Below are 16085 nucleotides of genomic sequence, written 5' to 3' on the forward strand. Positions count from 1 at the left end.
GGGGCGCAGGGGCGCAGGGGCGCAGGGGCGCAGGGGCGCAGGGGCGCAGGGGCGCGGAAACGGCTGGGCCGGCTCCGCGTGTCGCGGAGCCGGCCCGGCCGGTGAATCGAGTGACTGCTCAGCAGTCGTAGTACATGGCGAACTCGTGCGGGGTCGGGCGCAGACGCACCGGGTCGACCTCGTTGGCGCGCTTCCACTCGACCCAGGTGGAGATCAGGTCGGGGGTGAAGACGCCACCGTCGAGCAGGTAGTCGTGGTCGGCCTCCAGCGAGTCGAGCACGGCCGACAACGAGCCCGGCACCTGCTTGACGTCGCCCCACTCCTCCGGCGGGAGGTCGTAGAGGTCCTTGTCGATCGGCGTCGGCGGCTCGATCTTGCTCTTGATGCCGTCCAGGCCGGCCATCATCATCGCCGAGAAGGCGAGGTAGACGTTGGCCGACGGGTCCGGCACGCGGAACTCGACGCGCTTGGCCTTCGGGTTGCTGCCGGTCACCGGGATGCGGGTGCAGGCGGAGCGGTTGCGCTGCGAGTAGACCAGGTTGACCGGCGCCTCGAAGCCCGGCACCAGGCGACGGTACGAGTTGACCGTCGGGTTGGTGAAGGCCAGCAGCGACGGCGCGTGGTGCAGCAGACCACCGATGTACCAGCGGGCCATGTCGGACAGGCCCGCGTAGCCGGTCTCGTCGTAGAAGAGCGGCTCACCGTTGAGCCACAGGCTCTGGTGGGTGTGCATGCCGGAGCCGTTGTCGCCGAAGAGCGGCTTGGGCATGAAGGTGGCGGTCTTGCCGTTGGCCCAGGCCTCGTTCTTCACGATGTACTTGAAGAGCTGAAGCTGGTCGGCGGCGTGCAGCAGCGTCGAGAACCTGTAGTTGATCTCGGACTGGCCGGCGGTGCCCACCTCGTGGTGCGAGCGCTCCACGGTGAAGCCGCCGTCGACGAGCCGGCGCACGATCGAGTCGCGCAGGTCGGCGTAGTGGTCGACCGGCGGCACCGGGAAGTAGCCGCCCTTGTACGCGGTCTTGTAACCGCGGTTGCCGCCCGCCTCTTCGCGGCCGGTGTTCCAGGCGCCCTCGATCGAGTCGATGTAGTAGAACGACTGGTGCGCCGACGTCTCGTGGCGGATCGAGTCGAAGATGTAGAACTCCGCCTCGGCGCCGAAGTAGGCGGTGTCGGCGATGCCGCTCGCCGCCAGGTACGCCTCGGCCTTCTTCGCGACATTGCGCGGGTCGCGGGTGTAGGCCTCACGGGTGAACGGGTCGTGAATGAAGAAGTTGAGGGCGAGGGTCTTCTGCGCCCGGAACGGATCGATGAAAGCGGTGGCGACATCCGGGAGCAGGAGCATGTCCGACTCGTGGATCGCCTGGAAACCGCGGATCGACGAGCCGTCGAACGCGAGGCCGTCGGTGAAGAGGTCGTCGTTGACAGACTCGACCGGCAGGTTGAAGTGCTGCATCACGCCGGGCAGGTCACAGAAACGAACGTCGACGAACTTCACGTCCTCGTTCTTGAGGTATCGCAGCAGTTCCTCGGGATTGGCGAACACACATCCTCCTGGCACGTCCAACGGGGTGGCTAGGCTTTCGGCGACGCTATGGCCGGGGGGTTGCCCGGCCATGTCTCCTGTGTTTCTGCCGTGTTACGTCACTCCCTGAGTGTCAGCAACACTCCTGTTCACGCACTCAGTCCGCGTGATTCACGGTACCGGCTGTGCCAGTGTAATGACATCTGATGCCAATAGCCCGATTCGGCACGCAGTGGTGGCGGCACTCGTAGGACTGATTCCTGACGCGGATACCCTTGATCACTGTGACCAATCCGCACGCCCCGGCAGCGCCGGCCAACGACCCCACCTTCACCCCACCGACTCTGGGACGACGGTTCGGGGCGCTGATCATCGACTGGGTGCTCTGCCTGCTGGTGGCCAACATCTTCGCCGACCCGGTGCGCGACGGCTGGGCGCCGGTGCTGGTGCTGGTGCTGGAGTACGCCATCTTCCTCGGCCTGTTCGCGCAGACGCCGGGCATGTACATCACGAAGATCCGTTGCGTGAACTGGTTCAACGGGGGCCGGATCGGGCTGCTCCGGGCGCTGGGCCGGGGAGTGCTGCTGGCCCTGGTCGTTCCCGCGCTGATCATGGACGAGCACCGTCGCGGCCTGCACGACCGGCTCACCGACTCGGTCATCGTCGACGCGCCCCGCCCCTGACCCCGCGAGGGCGGTGCCGCCGACGAGAGCACGCAGGTTCGTGACTCCGCCGGGGCGGGCTTGGGTGCCCGGGTGCAACGCGCAAGAGCCGGGCCCGTGCGGGGCCCGGCTCTTTGAGGCGTACGGCGTGGGTGTCAGCGCCGCGACTGGCGGAACGAGCCGCCCGGAGGCCGCATGTTCTTCGGGATCGCGCCCTTGGGCATCTGTGGCCGCGCGGTGAGCGCCTTGAGCCGCTTGTCCAGCGCGTTGACGTCCTTGCCGCTGAGCGCGCGGGGCAGCCGCAGCAGCGTGGTCCGCAGCTTGCGGATCGGCAGCTCGCCCTCTTCCTGCCCGATCACGTAGTCGTGCAGGGGGGCGGAGCCGATCACCTTGGCCAGCCGCCGCTTCTCCTGCCCGAGCAGGCCGCGCACCCGCTGCGGGTTGCCCTCGGCCAGCAGGATCACGCCGGCCCGGCCGATCACCAGGTGGACCATGTCCATCTGGGTGGTCGAACTGACGGCCGGGGTCACCCGCCAGTCGCCGCGCATGTTCTCCATGATCTGCGCCGCCGCGCCGGGTTGTCCCTCGGCGGCGTTCATCATCGCCTTGTTGGACCGCAGGTTCAGCACGATCAGCACCGCGAGCAGGATGAACATGATGCCTAGCGGCAGCCAGATCCAGCTCCAGAGGATGACCGCGACCACGGTGAGGGCGAGGGGGATGAGCACCGCGGCGGCGACCAGTGGCGCGAACCACCGATCCTGCTTGGCGGTGAACTTGAACACCATCCCGATCTGCTTCAGCCGCTGGCCGAACGAGACCTTCTCCTGGGGCTTTGCCATGCCGCCGAGTCTAGTGGTCGCCGTCGGCCTCGTTGATCCGCGTCCGGCTGAGTACCTTACGTCGCCTCAGCCACCCGGACCGGGCGGGTAAGGAGGGTGCTGCCGAGGAAGATGAGGCGCTGTGCCCATGCCCGGCGGGGGCCTTCGCGCGAAGAGTCGTCAGCAGAAGGACGACGACGCTACGAAGGAGCCCGACATGTTCGGCAACGACGCGGATTTCCTGCTCTCCCTGCACCGTATCCATGCCGCTGAGCTGCGCGCCGAGGCCGCCGCGGACCGGCTCGCCCGGTCGGTGCCGGCCCGCCCCGGCCGCACCTGGCTGGGCCGCCGCCAGCACGCTGGCCGCACCGGCGACGAGCGGCGGTGACCGCGACCGTCGGGCCCGCGCCGCCCGATCAGGCGCGACCCACCCCGGCGCACCGGCTGATCGGCCAAGCCGGCGGTCGGGCCGGTCATGGCATGCTCGATCCTGTGACCGTACGTGCCGCGAGTTCCGTTCTCGTCGGGCGCCAGCGCGAGATCGCGGCGCTGCGGGCCGCGCTGGGTCGCGCCCGCGCGGGCGAGCCGGCCACGGTGCTGGTCGGTGGCGAGGCGGGAGTGGGCAAGACCCGGCTGCTGGAGGAGTTCGCCGACTCGGCCACCGGCGGTGGAGCGCGGGTGCTGGTGGGCCAGTGCCTGGAGTTGGGCGAGGCGGGCCTGCCGTTCGCCCCGTTCGCCGCCGCCCTGCGCGCGGTGCTGCGTGCCGACGGCGCCGAGGTCTTCGCCGGTTACGAGGCGGACTTCGCCCGGCTGCTGCCGGAGCTGGGCCGTGCTTCGTCCGCGCTGGCCGAGCCGAGCACCCGACTGCTGACCGACGCCCCGCGCGGATACCTGTTCGACCTGGTCGCCGAGCTGTTCCAGCGGCTCGCCGACGCCCGTCCGCTGGTGCTGGTGATCGAGGATCTGCACTGGGCGGACCGCTCCACCCGGGATCTGATCGGATTTCTGGTTCGGGCGGCCCGGCCGGGCCGGCTGCTGTTGGTCTGCACCTACCGCACGGACGAGTTGCAGCGTGGCCATCCGCTGCGACCGTTCCTGGCCGAACTGGACCGGGCGCGCGGCGTCGAGCGCGTCGAGCTTGGCCGGCTGGACCGCGACGGCACCCGCGCGATCCTCGCCGACCTGCTCGGCGCCGAACCGGCCGCCCGTGCCGTCGACGACATCCACGACCGCACCCACGGCAACCCCTTCTTCATCGAGGAGCTGGCCGTGGCCGGCGACCCGCTCGGCTGCGCGGCGCTGCCCGAGACGCTGCGCGACCTGCTGCTGACCCGGGTGGACCGGCTGCCCGACCCGGCCCAGCGAGTGCTGCGGATCGCCGCGGCGGGCGGCACCCGGTTCGCCCACGACCTGCTCGCCGAGGTCGCGGAGCTGCCCGAGGGCGAGCTGGAGGACGCGTTGCGCGCCGCCGTCGCCGCGCAGCTGGTGGTGGCCGACCCGGACGGTGACTACGAGTTCCGGCACGCGTTGGTCCGCGAGGCCGTACACGACGAGCTGCTGCCCGGCGAACATGCCCGGCTGCACGCCCGTTTCGCCGCCGCGATCGAGGCCCAGCCACACCTGGTCGCCGCCGGGCGCGCCCCGGCCGAGATCGCCCACCACTGGTACGCCGCGCACCACCACTCGCGCGCCCTGGTCGCCGCGCGGGTCGCGGCCTGCGCCGCCGCCGACCGGTACGCGTACGCCGAGCAGCGCCGGTTGCTGGAGCGGGCGTTGGAGCTGTGGGAGTTGGTGCCCGACGCCGCCGACCTGCTCGGCATGGACCATCTGGCGCTGCTGGAGCAGACTCTGGACGCCGCTGTCACGGCCGGTGACTTCAGCCGGGCCATCACGTTGACCCGGGCCGGTCTGGCCGAAGTGGACGCCGATGCGACACCGCTGCGCGCCGCTCGCCTACTGGACCAGCGGGGCCGGCTGCTGGCGTTGCTCGGCAAGAGCGACGGCCGCCGGGAGTTGGGTGAGGCGTACCGGCTGGCCGCCGCCGGCCCGTTCGGGGTGGAGCGGGTCCGGCTGCTCGCCGACATCGCCGCCCACCTCGTCAAGATCGATCCTGAGCAGGCGACGCGGGTGGCCGCCGAGGCGGGTACGGATGCCGAGGCGCTCGGCGAGGAGCTGGCCCTGCTGCCGACGCGGATCGCCCTGCTCTGCCACGTCGAGCGGGAGCGCGGGCTGGCCGAGCTGGACCGGGCCGAGGCCGTCGCCCGGGCGGCCGGGGACACGTCGGCCCTCGTGCTCGCCAAGGTGTTCCAGTCGGACGTGCTGTGCGAGCTGGGCCGCTACGTCGAATCCGCCGAGGCGGCCGAGGCCGGGGTGGCCGAGGCGCGTCGGGTGGGGATCAGCCGCTCGACCGGGGCGTACCTGCTGTCCAACCGGGCCGAGGCGCTCATCGCCCTCGGCCGGTGGGACGAGGCCGAGGCGGTGTGCGCGGAGGCCGCCCGGATCGACCTTTCGGGCGTAACCGGGCTGCACTGGCTCCAGTTGGGCGCCGGGCTGCGGCTGGCCCGTGGGCACCCGGGCGCCGACGAGCTGGTCGGCCGGGCACTGGCCTTCCTGGGCCGGCCCTACCTCTGGCCAAACCACCGGCTGCCCCTGCACGAGCTGGCGATCGAGGCGGCGTTGGCCGCCGACGACAAGGTCGAGGCGGTCCGCGCGACTCGCGTCGCGCTGGCCGACGAGTGTCTGCCGCAACTGCCTCGCGAGGGCTGGCCGGTGCTGAGCGCCGCCGCGCGTACCGCCGCCCGGGTGGGTGACCGGGAGCTGGCCGCGGCCGTCGCCGCCCTCGCCGCCGGTCTGCCGGCCCGGCACCCGGCCGCGCGGGCGCACGCCGCCCAGGTCACCGCCCTGCTGGCCGCCGGCGACCAGGGGCTGCCGGCGTGGCGGGCGGCGGTGGCCGCGTGGCGCGCCGACGGGCAGCCGTACCCGCTCGGTCGGGCTTTGCTGGCGCTGGCCGAGGCGGCTGCCGCCGCGGGCGAGCGGGACGAGGTGTCGGCCGCGGTCACCGAGGCCGCGGAGATCGCGCGGCGGCTGGTTGCGGCACCTCTGGCCGAGACGGCCGCGACCCTGGCGCGCCGGGTCGGCCTGCGCGGGGCGGGCCCGGCCGGGCCCGGCACCGACCTGCTGACCGCTCGGGAGCGGGAGGTGCTGCTCCTGGTCGCCGAGGGGCACAGCAACAGTCAGATCGCCGGGCGGCTGTTCATCTCCCCGAAGACGGCAAGCGTGCACGTCTCCCGGATCATCGCCAAGCTGGGCGTGACCAACCGGGTCGAGGCCGCCGCCCTGGCCCACCGGCTGGGCCTGCTCGGCGAGCCCGCCGTGCCCCGCTGACGGGCCCTGTCGAGTCCGTCGCAACCCCGCTGACGAGCCGTACCCGACCGGGCGCGGGACATGCCGCCGACCAGCGCGGCGCGGCGGCGGGTCCTCAGGCGCGGGGCAGATAGATCCGCCAGCCGTCCGTGGTGACCACGCCCAGACTGTTGGGGGCCGCGCGGAGTCGCTCGTCGAGTCGGGCCGCCAGCGGCGACCCGGTCGGCGCCACCCAGGCCGGCACCGTCGCGCGTTCGACCTCCCGGCGGTACGCGGGGTAGCGGTCGAAGCCGGGACGCAGCGTGTCGTCGACGACGGCGCAGACCACGTCCTCCGCGCTGGCGAAGGTGAGCCGGTTGCAGGTCCAGTAGCCGGCCCGGACGTGTCGTACGCCGAGCTGACGCAGCGTGCTCACCAGTTCGGCGTGCCGGGCCTCGGCGGCCCGGGTCGCCGGGGCGGTCTGCGTGGCCCGCCAGGTGGCGTGTGCGGCGGTGCCCAGCGTGGCGACGAGCACGACCAGCGCGACCGGCCGGGCCACCGTCCACCCCAGACCGCGACGGGCGCCGGCAGTGCCCGCGCCGCGCAGGGCCGTCGTCCACACCGGCCAGAGCAGGGCTGGCAGGGAGATGAGCAGGCAGGACAGGTAGCGCGAACTCTCCACCGGGGTGAGCCCGGAGGCGCTGCTCAGGGTGTACGCGGCGAGGGTCGCCACCGCGGCCAGCACGAGGGCCAACCGCATCGCGGCTGCCGCCCGGGGTGCCGGGTCGGCCGGAGCGTTCGACGGCCGGCGCAACGCCCGCCAGGCCGTGGCGGCGGCGAGGGCCAGCAGCACCGGCAGCGCGAGCGCCCACCACAGCTGCCACGTGGCGCACGAACCGGGATCGCAGAACCCCATGCCCAGTGGCGGCCCGAGCAGCAGCCCGCCGTGCAGCCGGTCGGCCCAGCCCGCGCTGGCGTCCGCGCCGCCCGCGGCGAGCACCGCGTGCAGCGGGTTCCGGCCGGTGAGCAGACTGTGCGCCAGCAGCGGGGCCGCCCCCAGCACGGCGGCCGACCCGAGCAGCGCGCCGGCCCGCCCGCGCAGCTCCCGGTGGCGGAAACCGACCAGCACCGCCCCGGTCGCCAGGACGTACGGCAGCACCAGCGGGTCGACCCAGAGCATCAGGCCGGACAGGAACCCCCAGGCCGCCCACCGCGCGAGGCGCCGCTGCGATCGGCCGGCGGCCAGGTCCACGGCGAGCAGGGCGAGCGTCACCCCGGCCACGTTCATCTCGGGGTAGCCGCCGCCGGCTATCAGCTGGTTCTTCACCACCCGGTCGGAGCCGAGAGCAAGCAGCGCCACCACCAGCAGCCCGAACCAGCGGTCCCTGGTCAGCCGCAGCGTCAACCGCCAGGCCAGCAGCAGGAACAGCGCGTACAGCGCCAGGGTGGGCAGTCGCAGGCCGAGCAGGGACGGCCCGCCGGCCAGCGCGAACACCGGGGCGGCGAGGTACGCCTCCAGGGCGCCCATGTACTGCTGGCCGTAGAACCAGACCGGGAAACCCTCGCCCCGGGCGATGTGCAACGCGGCCAACCCCATGGTGGCCTCGTCGCTGTTCGTCGGCGGTGTGGCGTGGGCCAGCAGCCAGAGCCGGTAACCGATCCCGGTGAGCAGGGCCAGGCCGGTGAGCCAGCCGACCAGCCCGAGCCGCGCAGCGCGCCGCGGACGCGGTCGACCCGCGTCGCGCGGCTGCTGGCGTACCCCGGCGGTCATCGCACGATCATGACACCCGGGTGCCGGACGGTTGTGCTCCCTGCTGCCGGCGGGTCAGCCGGCGGCGGCGACCGGGGTGGCGGCGCGGGCGTCGAGCGCCTGCCGGTAGAGCCGGCCGGCCCGGTACGACGAGCGCACCAGCGGCCCGCTCATCACCCCGGCGAAGCCGATCTCCTCGGCCTCCTCGCGCAGCTCCACGAACTCCTCCGGCTTGACCCAGCGGGTCACCGGGTGGTGCCGGGGGGAGGGGCGCAGGTACTGCGTGATGGTGATCAGCTCGCAGCCCGCCTCGTGCAGGTCGCGCAGGGCCTGGGACACCTCGGCCCGCTCCTCGCCCATGCCCAGGATGAGGTTGCTCTTGGTGACCAGACCGTCGGCGCGAGCCTGCCGGATCACGTCCAGCGAGCGGTCGTAGCGGAACGCCGGCCGGATCCGCTTGAAGATGCGCGGCACCGTCTCCACGTTGTGCGCCAGCACCTCGGGGCGGGAGCCGAAGACCTCGGCCAGCTGCTCGGGGACGGCGTTGAAGTCCGGAATCAGCAGCTCGACGCCGCAGCCGGGCTGCAGCGCGTGGATCTGCCGGACGGTCTCGGCGTACAGCCAGGCGCCACCGTCGGGCAGGTCGTCGCGGGCGACGCCGGTGATGGTGGCGTAGCGCAGCCCCATCGAGACCACCGACTCGGCGACCCGGCGCGGCTCGTCGGCGTCGAACTCGGCCGGCTTTCCGGTGTCGATCTGGCAGAAGTCACAGCGCCGGGTGCACTGGTCGCCACCGATGAGGAAGGTGGCCTCGCGGTCTTCCCAGCACTCGTAGATGTTGGGGCAGCCGGCCTCCTGGCAGACGGTGTGCAGCCCTTCGCGCGACACGAGCCCGCGCAGTTGGGTGTACTCCGGCCCCATCTTGGCCTTGACCTTGATCCATGGCGGTTTGCGCTCGATCGGCGTCTCGGCGTTGCGCGCCTCGATCCGCAGCAGTCGACGCCCCTCGGGGGCCGCCGTTGCGGTGCGGGCTGCCTGGCCGGTCGTCGGCGCGGAGTGCTCGATCGTCACGAAAACGAGCCTACGCCCGACGGCACCTGTCTATGCGCGCCAGGCGACCGCCGTCACGCCGTGAATGTTGTGACGCCCGACACCGGAGTGCCGAAAAATGGCGTCACACTCGGCGGGAGCGGGTGCTACGGTCGCCGCCAACAGCGACGACGGAGCCGAGTAGCGCCCCGACCCGCCAGTGCAGAGAGCCGCCGGTGCTGAGAGGCGGTCTGACGCCGGGGCGCGAAGACCCTCCCGAGCTGCGGGCAGAACGGCGGGAACGCCCAGTAGAGCCCGCCCGGCTGGCCCCGGTCACCAGGCGACGAACGAGGCTCCCGCCGCGGCGGGAGCGAAGGTGTGGTGGCACCGCGAGGTTCCCGCTCGCCCACACCTCCCTGGGGCTGATGCGACATCGTCGCCCCGGTGGCGGCGTCGCGATCGATCGAGGAGCAGCCCGCCCGTGCAACGAACCCTGTCCCACCACCTGCCCGCCCATCTCGGCGTGACCGTGCGGATCGCCGGCTGGGTACACCGCCGACGGATGCTCAAGTCGGTGGCCTTCCTCATCGTGCGGGACGCCGCCGGCCTGGCCCAGGTGGTCGTCACCGACCCGGCTATCCGCGCCGAGCTGGAGAAACTCACCGAGGAGACGATTGTCGAGGTCACCGCGACGGTGACCGCGAACGCCGCAGCGCCCGCCGGGGTCGAGCTGACCGATCCGACAGTGCGTCCCCTCGGCCCGCCCGCCGTGCCACCGCCGTTCGACCTGTACCGGCCGACGCTCACCGCGAGCCTGCCCACCCAGCTCGACAACGCGCCGACCGCGCTGCGCCACCCGAGAAGGTCGGCCGCGCTGCGCGTCTCGGCGGCGGCGGTTGCGGGGTTCCGGGCCGCCCTCGACATCCGCGACTTCGTGGAGATCCACACGCCGAAGGTGGTCAGCTCCTGCACGGAGAGCGGCGCGAACGTGTTCACCCTGGACTGGTTCGGCCAATCCGCGTACCTGGCCCAGTCGCCGCAGTTCTACAAGCAGTTGATGGTCGGCGTCTTCGAACGCGTCTACGAGGTGGGGCCGGTCTTCCGCGCCGAGCCGCACGACACGGTCCGGCACCTCGCGCAGTACACGTCGCTCGACGCCGAGATGGGCTTCGTCGCCGACCACCACGACGTGATGCGGGTGTTGCGCGACGTCCTGGCCACGATGCTCGCAACGGTTGGGGAGCGGGCCGCCGGTGCGCTCGCCACGCTCGGCGTCGAGCTGCCGGCCGTGCCGGCGCAGATCCCGGCGGTGCACTTCACCGACGCGCTGCGAATCGCCGGCGCACCCGCCGACGAGCCGGACCTCGCGCCCGCCCACGAACGGGCACTGGGCGAGTGGGCCCGCCGCGAACACGCCTCGGACTTCCTCTTCGTCACCGGCTACCCGATGGCGAAGCGACCGTTCTACACCCACCCGGACCCGGCGCGGCCGGCGTACTCGAACGGTTTTGACCTGCTCTTTCGTGGTCTGGAGCTGGTCACCGGCGGGCAGCGGCTGCACCGGCACGCCGACTACCTGGCGGCGCTGGCGGCCCGCGGCGAGCCGGTCGGGCCGGTCGCCGAATACCTGGACGCGTTCCGGCACGGCATGCCGCCGCACGGCGGCTTCGCCATCGGCCTGGAACGCTTCGTGGCCCGCCTGGTCGGCGCGGCCAACGTCCGGGAGGTCACCGCGTTCCCGCGCGACCTGCACCGCCTGACGCCGTGAGCGTCGCGGCCCTCGGCGTCGCCGCCGGGGGCCGCCGCTCAGACCTCGACGAGGGTGGCGAGCCGACGCTCGACCACCGGCAGCACGTCGGCCACGGTGATCGGGCGGCCCAGCTCGGCGGTGAGCGAGGTGACGCCAGCGTCGCGGATGCCGCACGGCACGATCCGGTCGAAGAACGTCAGGTCGCAGTCGCAGTTGATCGAGAAGCCGTGCAGGGTGACACCCCGGGCCACCCGGATGCCGATGGCGGCCACCTTGCGGGCCGGCCCCCGGTCGTCCTCGGGCACCCAGACGCCACTGCGCCCCTCGACCCGGCCGGCGGCCAGCCCGAACTCGGCGCACACGTCGATGAGTAGTTGCTCGGTGCGGCGGACGTAGGCGACCACGTCGACCGGGTCGGGCAGCCGCAGGATCGGGTAGCCGACGAGCTGCCCCGGCCCGTGCCAGGTGATCTTGCCGCCGCGGTCCACGTCGACGACGGGCGTGCCGTCCATCGGTCGGTCCCAGGGTTCGGTGCGCTTGCCCGCGGTGTAGACGCTCGGGTGCTCCAGCAGCAGCACGGTGTCACCGTGCTCGCCAGCCACCACCGACTCGTGCAGGCGACGCTGCTCGTCCCAGGCGGCCCGGTAGTCGAGCAGGCCGGCGCGGACGGCCGTCAGGCCGGAGATCGTCGTTGTCACGCCCTTCAGCGTAGTCCCGCGCGCGGCGATGATCGCTGGTGAGCCGCCTCACGAGGTGCCCTCCTCGGCCCGGCGTCAGGCCGGCGGGATGCGCCAGACCCAGACGTCGTCGACCCGTTGCGGTTCGCCGAACAGCTCGGTGGCGGTACGCCGGACCGCCTCCTCGTCGACCTCGAACTTCGCGCCGTGCACCGCGTCCGGCAGGATCACCGCCTCGATCTGCCAGTGCCGCAGGTCGTCCGCCACGTCCCGCCTCGTGCCGTCGGTGATGATCGGCACCAGTCCGGTGCGGCCGGCCTGGTCCATCAGCGCGCTCAGCGGGCGGGGAACGGGCCCGATCCGGCCGCGCCCGTCCGGCCCGCCGGGTCCGAGGAAGAATCCGCCCGGGATCCTGAACTCACCCTGCCGGTGCGACAGCGCGTACGCCTGCCAGCGTTGGCCGTCCGGATAGATGTCCACCGCCAGCGGCACCGGGGTCAGCACCCCGCCGGGGGAGACGTACTCCCGCCAGGTGCCGGACGTGATGAACTGCGGGATCGGCTCCCGTTCGTCGGTCAGCAGCGGCGTGGGCAGCAGCGGCAGCAGGGCCACCACGAAACCGACCGACCAGGCCAGCTCCGCGGAGCGGTGCCGGGGCGGCGCGGCGCGCAGCTGGTCGAGGGTGTACGCCAGCAGCACCCCGATCACCGGTGCGACCACCAGCGCCAGCCGGGCGGGCAGCGCGGCGTTCACCACCGGCAGTTGGCCGAGCAGGTCGAACGGCATCGGCAGGTCGGTCCGCCGTCCGTCGATCTTCGCGACCGGCCCGAACGAGAGCACCGTGAAGATCACCGCGACGACGCCCAGCGCCCAGAGGGTGGCCCGACGGCCGGAGTCGGCCCGCCGCCAGAGCGCGACGAAGCAGACCACGGTGAGCACCAGCAGGGGTATGCCGAAGAACGAGTTCTCCTCGGTCGGGTTCGGTGCCAGGGAGGTGCCCAACCCGACCTCGCCGGCCAGCGAGCGGCGCGGGAAGGCGGCGAACGCGGCGATGTCCTCAGAGTGGATCACCGGGTCGAAGCCGGTGCCGTGGAACCGCTGCGGCCCGGCGAAGTGCAGCCACAGGGGGTACGACAGCAGCACGCCGGCGACCACGGCGGTCACCCCGAGCCCTCGCAGGAAATTGGGCAGCGCGGCGCGTGCCTCGGCCCGGTTGGCCGGGTGCAACGCCCAGACGGCGACGAACACCCCGAGCGCGAGCGCGGTGAAGAAGAGCCCTTCGGCGGCGATCGAGAAGGCCACCGCGACGAGCACGCCGAGGATCACCCCGTCGCGGAGCCAGCGCCCGGACCGGCGCAACGCGAACACCCGCCAGATCAGCAGCGGCACCAGCCAGCCGGCGGTCCAGTTCAGGTGGGCGTTGGCGTGCGAGACCATGCCGGGGGAGTAGGCGATGAACAGGGCGCCGACCCCGGCGGCCAGCCGGCTGCGCACCAGGTGCCGGGAGAGCAGCCAGTACCAGGCCAGCGCGGTGGCGAGCAGGTTCAGGGTGAGGATCACCAGGAACGTCGCCGGCGGCCCGATCAGGTACGTGAGTGGGGCGAAGACCACCGCGTACACCGTGATCGAGGTGTTGACCGCGAGGTTCACGCCGTCCGGAACGTTGATCAGGTTCGTGAAGAGCGGGTTGTCCCCGTGGGTGACCGCGTGCCCGCCGAAGGCCAGCAGCCACTCGAAGAGCGCCTGGTCGCTGGAGTTGACGGTGATGGCGCGCCCGTTCGGGTCCCGCCACAGGCCACTGGTCACCCAGACGGCGAGCGCGAGCGCCACCAGCACGACGATCAGGTCGGCCCGGCGGTCCCGGACGGCGCGCGGCGGTGACGTGGGTGCGGGGCCGGTGGCCAGCGACGGGGAGGACGGCACGCAGCGGACGTTACCAACCGGACCTGGACGGGCCGGTCATACGTGCAAGGAGGGGACCGGTGTTATCGCCTGAGGTAGGGGAGGGGGCCCCTCTCACCACGTCGACGGTGTGGCGTACACAGCGGTGGTGGTGAATGTGTGCGTGCGCCCCATGTCATGGCGGCGACACATCGTCGTAACGTCTCGGCAATTCGACCGTGACCCAGTTCACAGTCTGCCCCTCTCAGGAGGCCGCCGTGCGCCGCTCCTCGTCCCCCCTCACCCGGCTGCTCGGTGCGGTCGCCGGGCTCGTCCTCGCCGCAGCCGGCGCGGTCGCCGTCGCCGCACCCGCCCAGGCCGCCACCCTCACCCAGGTCGCCAGCTTCGGCTCCAACCCCGGCAACCTCGCCATGTACGCCTACCGGCCGGACAACCTGCCGGCCAACGCCCCGGCCGTGGTGCTGCTGCACGGATGCGTCCAGAACGCCTCCGGCTACTTCGCCAACTCCGGCTGGCAGAAGTACGCCGACCAGTGGAAGTTCACCCTGATCGTCGCCCAGCAGCCCGCCGGCAACAACGCCAACTCCTGCTTCAACTTCTTCGAGTTGGGGGACACCGCCCGGGGCCAGGGCGAGGCGCTGTCGATCAAGCAGATGGTCGACCACGCCAAGGCGAACTTCGGGGTCAACTCCTCCCGGGTCTACGTCAGTGGTCTCTCCGCCGGCGGGGCGATGAGCGCGGTCATGCTCGCGACCTACCCGGACGTCTTCGCCGCCGGTTCGATCGTCGCCGGCATCCCGTACCGCTGCGCCACCGGCATGGTCAACGCGTTCAGCTGCATGAACCCTGGCGCGGACAAGACCCCGGCCGCCTGGGGCGACCTGGTCCGTGGCGCGTACCCCGGCTACACCGGCCCGCGACCCCGGGTGGCCATCTGGCACGGCACCTCGGACACCACTGTCACCCCGCTCAACGGCACCGAGTCCCGGGACCAGTGGACCAACGTGCGGGGGGTCTCACAGACCCCGACCAGCACCTCGTCGCTGCCCGCCAACACCAGCCTGGAGGTGTACGGCAACGACGACGTGCGGCTCTACCGCGTCTCCGGGATGGGCCACGGCACGCCCGTCGACCCGGGTTCCGGGGCTGACCAGTGCGGCACCGCTGCCGCCTACTTCCTGGACACCATCTGCTCGACGTACCGCGATGCGCTCTTCTTCGGCCTGAACGGCGGCGGCACCACCCCGACCCCGACCCCCACGGCCACGCCCACGGCCAGCCCCAGGCCGACCGCCAGCCCCACGCCGACGCCGACCGTGCCGCCGACCTGCGTAACGGCCAGCAACTACGCGCACGTGGTGGCCGGCCGGGCGTACCAGTCAGGCGGCTACGCCTACGCGAACGGCTCCAACCAGCGAATGGGCCTCTACAACACCTTCTACACCACCACCCTCAAACAAACCGCCCCCAACCACTGGGTAATCGGCTGCTAAACCCCACCCCACCCCCACCGTTGATCATGAAGTTATTGCCGGCGACACGCGAGGCGATGGGCAATAACTTCATGATCAACGGTGGGGGGCGGGGGTCGGTGGGGTCAGGGGGTGAGGGCGGCGGTTAGGGCTGTGGGCAGGGTTGGGTGGTGGTACTGGTAGCCGGCGCGGGTTAGGACGCCGGGCAGGACCCTCGTGCTGGTGAGGGCCTCGTGGGAGAAGCCGCCGAGCGCCACCTTGAGCGCCAGCGCGGGGATCGGGATGATCGCCGGCCGGTGCAGTTGGCGGGCCAGTTCCCGGGTGAACTCGGCGTTGGTCACCGGGTTCGGCCCCACCACGTTCACCGGGCCGGCGATCTCGTCGTGGGCCAGCAGGAAGACTGTCGCGTCCAGCCAGTCGACCATGGAGATCCACGGTAGCCACTGCCGGCCGCTGCCCAGCCGGCCGGCGATGCCCAGCCGGAACGGCAGTAGCTGTGGCTTGAGCAGCCCACCGTCACGGTGCAGTGGCAGGCCGATCCGCAGCCGCACCACGCGTACCCCGGCGTCCTCGGCCGGTCGGGTCGCGGCCTCCCACACCCGGCAGACGTCGGCCAGGAAGCCCTCGCCGGCCGGCGCGTCCTCCTCGACCACCCGGTCGCCGGTGTTGCCGTACCAGCCGACGGCCGACGAGTTGAGCAGCGCCCGGGGACGGTCGGCGGCGGGCAGGCCAGCGATCGTGGTCGCCAGCGTGCCGCTGGTGTCCACCCGGCTCGTGCGGATCAGCCGCCGGTAGTCGTCGTTCCAGCGCTTGTCGGCGACGCCCGCGCCGGCCAGGTTGACCACCGCGTCCGACTCGGCGACCACGGCCGGGTCGAGTTGCCCGGCGGCTGGGTCCCACCGTCGCTCCTGCGGATCGCGCGGCGGCCGACGCACCAGCCGGGTGATCTGATGCCCGTCGGCCGCGAGTCGGTCAGCCAACCGGGTGCCGAGGAAGCCGGACGCGCCGGCCAGAAGGATCCGCATGCCCCCATCCTTGCCCAGAACGCCGTCCACGGACGCGCCCCGCCCCCACCCCTCGCCGATCTTGCACTTCGTGTCGCCGTTCTGCCCAGGCAAGTCCGTTCTGTCGGGGCAGCAAGTGCAAGATCGACGAAGG

At 72.4% G+C, this 16085-nt stretch carries 12 protein-coding genes; 5 read left to right on the forward strand and 7 right to left on the reverse strand.

Going from position 1 to position 16085, the window contains the following annotated elements; genetic code table 11:
• Nucleotides 1-118: 118 nt before the first annotated feature.
• Nucleotides 119-1543: a type I glutamate--ammonia ligase gene (gene glnA / locus ABZ808_RS24495; RefSeq protein ID WP_357010745.1), complete on the reverse strand. Its 1425-nt coding sequence runs from the start codon at nt 1541-1543 to the stop codon at nt 119-121.
• 263 nt (nt 1544-1806) lie between these two features.
• On the opposite strand from glnA, the gene ABZ808_RS24500 reads away from it, so the two are divergent.
• Nucleotides 1807-2205, forward strand: a complete 399-nt coding sequence (locus ABZ808_RS24500; protein WP_357010747.1) for an RDD family protein — start codon at nt 1807-1809, stop codon at nt 2203-2205.
• A gap of 134 nt (nt 2206-2339) precedes the next feature.
• Here the strand turns inward: ABZ808_RS24500 and ABZ808_RS24505 are convergent, their stop codons facing one another.
• Complete coding sequence (locus ABZ808_RS24505; protein ID WP_357010749.1) at nt 2340-3026, reverse strand: DUF4191 domain-containing protein; 687 nt, start codon at nt 3024-3026, stop codon at nt 2340-2342.
• Between the two features lie 196 nt (nt 3027-3222).
• Between ABZ808_RS24505 and ABZ808_RS24510 the strand changes: the two genes are divergently transcribed.
• Together ABZ808_RS24510 and ABZ808_RS24515 are read left to right on the forward strand one after the other, a co-directional pair.
• Nucleotides 3223-3393, forward strand: a complete 171-nt coding sequence (locus ABZ808_RS24510) for a hypothetical protein (RefSeq protein ID WP_357010751.1) — start codon at nt 3223-3225, stop codon at nt 3391-3393.
• A 104-nt stretch (nt 3394-3497) separates the two neighbouring features.
• Nucleotides 3498-6389, forward strand: a complete 2892-nt coding sequence (locus ABZ808_RS24515; protein WP_357010753.1) for an AAA family ATPase — start codon at nt 3498-3500, stop codon at nt 6387-6389.
• A gap of 94 nt (nt 6390-6483) precedes the next feature.
• Here the strand turns inward: ABZ808_RS24515 and ABZ808_RS24520 are convergent, their stop codons facing one another.
• Nucleotides 6484-8118 carry a hypothetical protein gene (locus ABZ808_RS24520; RefSeq protein WP_357010755.1) on the reverse strand — a complete coding sequence of 545 codons (1635 nt, stop codon included), beginning with the start codon at nt 8116-8118 and terminating at the stop codon, nt 6484-6486.
• 54 nt (nt 8119-8172) lie between these two features.
• Nucleotides 8173-9168: a lipoyl synthase gene (lipA, locus tag ABZ808_RS24525; protein WP_357010757.1), complete on the reverse strand. Its 996-nt coding sequence runs from the start codon at nt 9166-9168 to the stop codon at nt 8173-8175.
• A gap of 439 nt (nt 9169-9607) precedes the next feature.
• Here lipA and aspS point away from each other — a divergent pair, with 439 nt between their 5' ends.
• Nucleotides 9608-10894 carry an aspartate--tRNA(Asn) ligase gene (gene aspS / locus ABZ808_RS24530; protein ID WP_357010759.1) on the forward strand — a complete coding sequence of 429 codons (1287 nt, stop codon included), beginning with the start codon at nt 9608-9610 and terminating at the stop codon, nt 10892-10894.
• Nucleotides 10895-10932: 38 nt separating this feature from the next.
• On the opposite strand, the gene lipB is transcribed toward aspS, so the two are convergent.
• Together lipB and ABZ808_RS24540 are read right to left on the reverse strand one after the other, a co-directional pair.
• On the reverse strand, nt 10933-11574 hold the full coding sequence (lipB, locus tag ABZ808_RS24535; protein WP_357010761.1) for a lipoyl(octanoyl) transferase LipB: 642 nt from the start codon (nt 11572-11574) through the stop codon (nt 10933-10935).
• A gap of 75 nt (nt 11575-11649) precedes the next feature.
• Nucleotides 11650-13476 (reverse strand): DUF2079 domain-containing protein, encoded by a 1827-nt coding sequence (locus ABZ808_RS24540; protein ID WP_357010763.1) that lies wholly within the window; start codon nt 13474-13476, stop codon nt 11650-11652.
• Between the two features lie 236 nt (nt 13477-13712).
• Here ABZ808_RS24540 and ABZ808_RS24545 point away from each other — a divergent pair, with 236 nt between their 5' ends.
• A complete protein-coding gene (locus tag ABZ808_RS24545) occupies nt 13713-14948 on the forward strand; it encodes a PHB depolymerase family esterase (RefSeq protein WP_357011221.1) in 1236 nt (411 codons plus the stop codon).
• A gap of 104 nt (nt 14949-15052) precedes the next feature.
• Here ABZ808_RS24545 and ABZ808_RS24550 read toward each other — a convergent pair whose 3' ends face one another.
• Nucleotides 15053-15952: a TIGR01777 family oxidoreductase gene (locus tag ABZ808_RS24550; protein WP_357010765.1), complete on the reverse strand. Its 900-nt coding sequence runs from the start codon at nt 15950-15952 to the stop codon at nt 15053-15055.
• Between the last annotated feature and the right edge of the window lie 133 nt (nt 15953-16085).

Origin of the sequence: Micromonospora sp. NPDC047527, from assembly GCF_040643015.1 — a bacterium.
In the GTDB taxonomy this organism is placed as follows: domain Bacteria; phylum Actinomycetota; class Actinomycetes; order Mycobacteriales; family Micromonosporaceae; genus Micromonospora.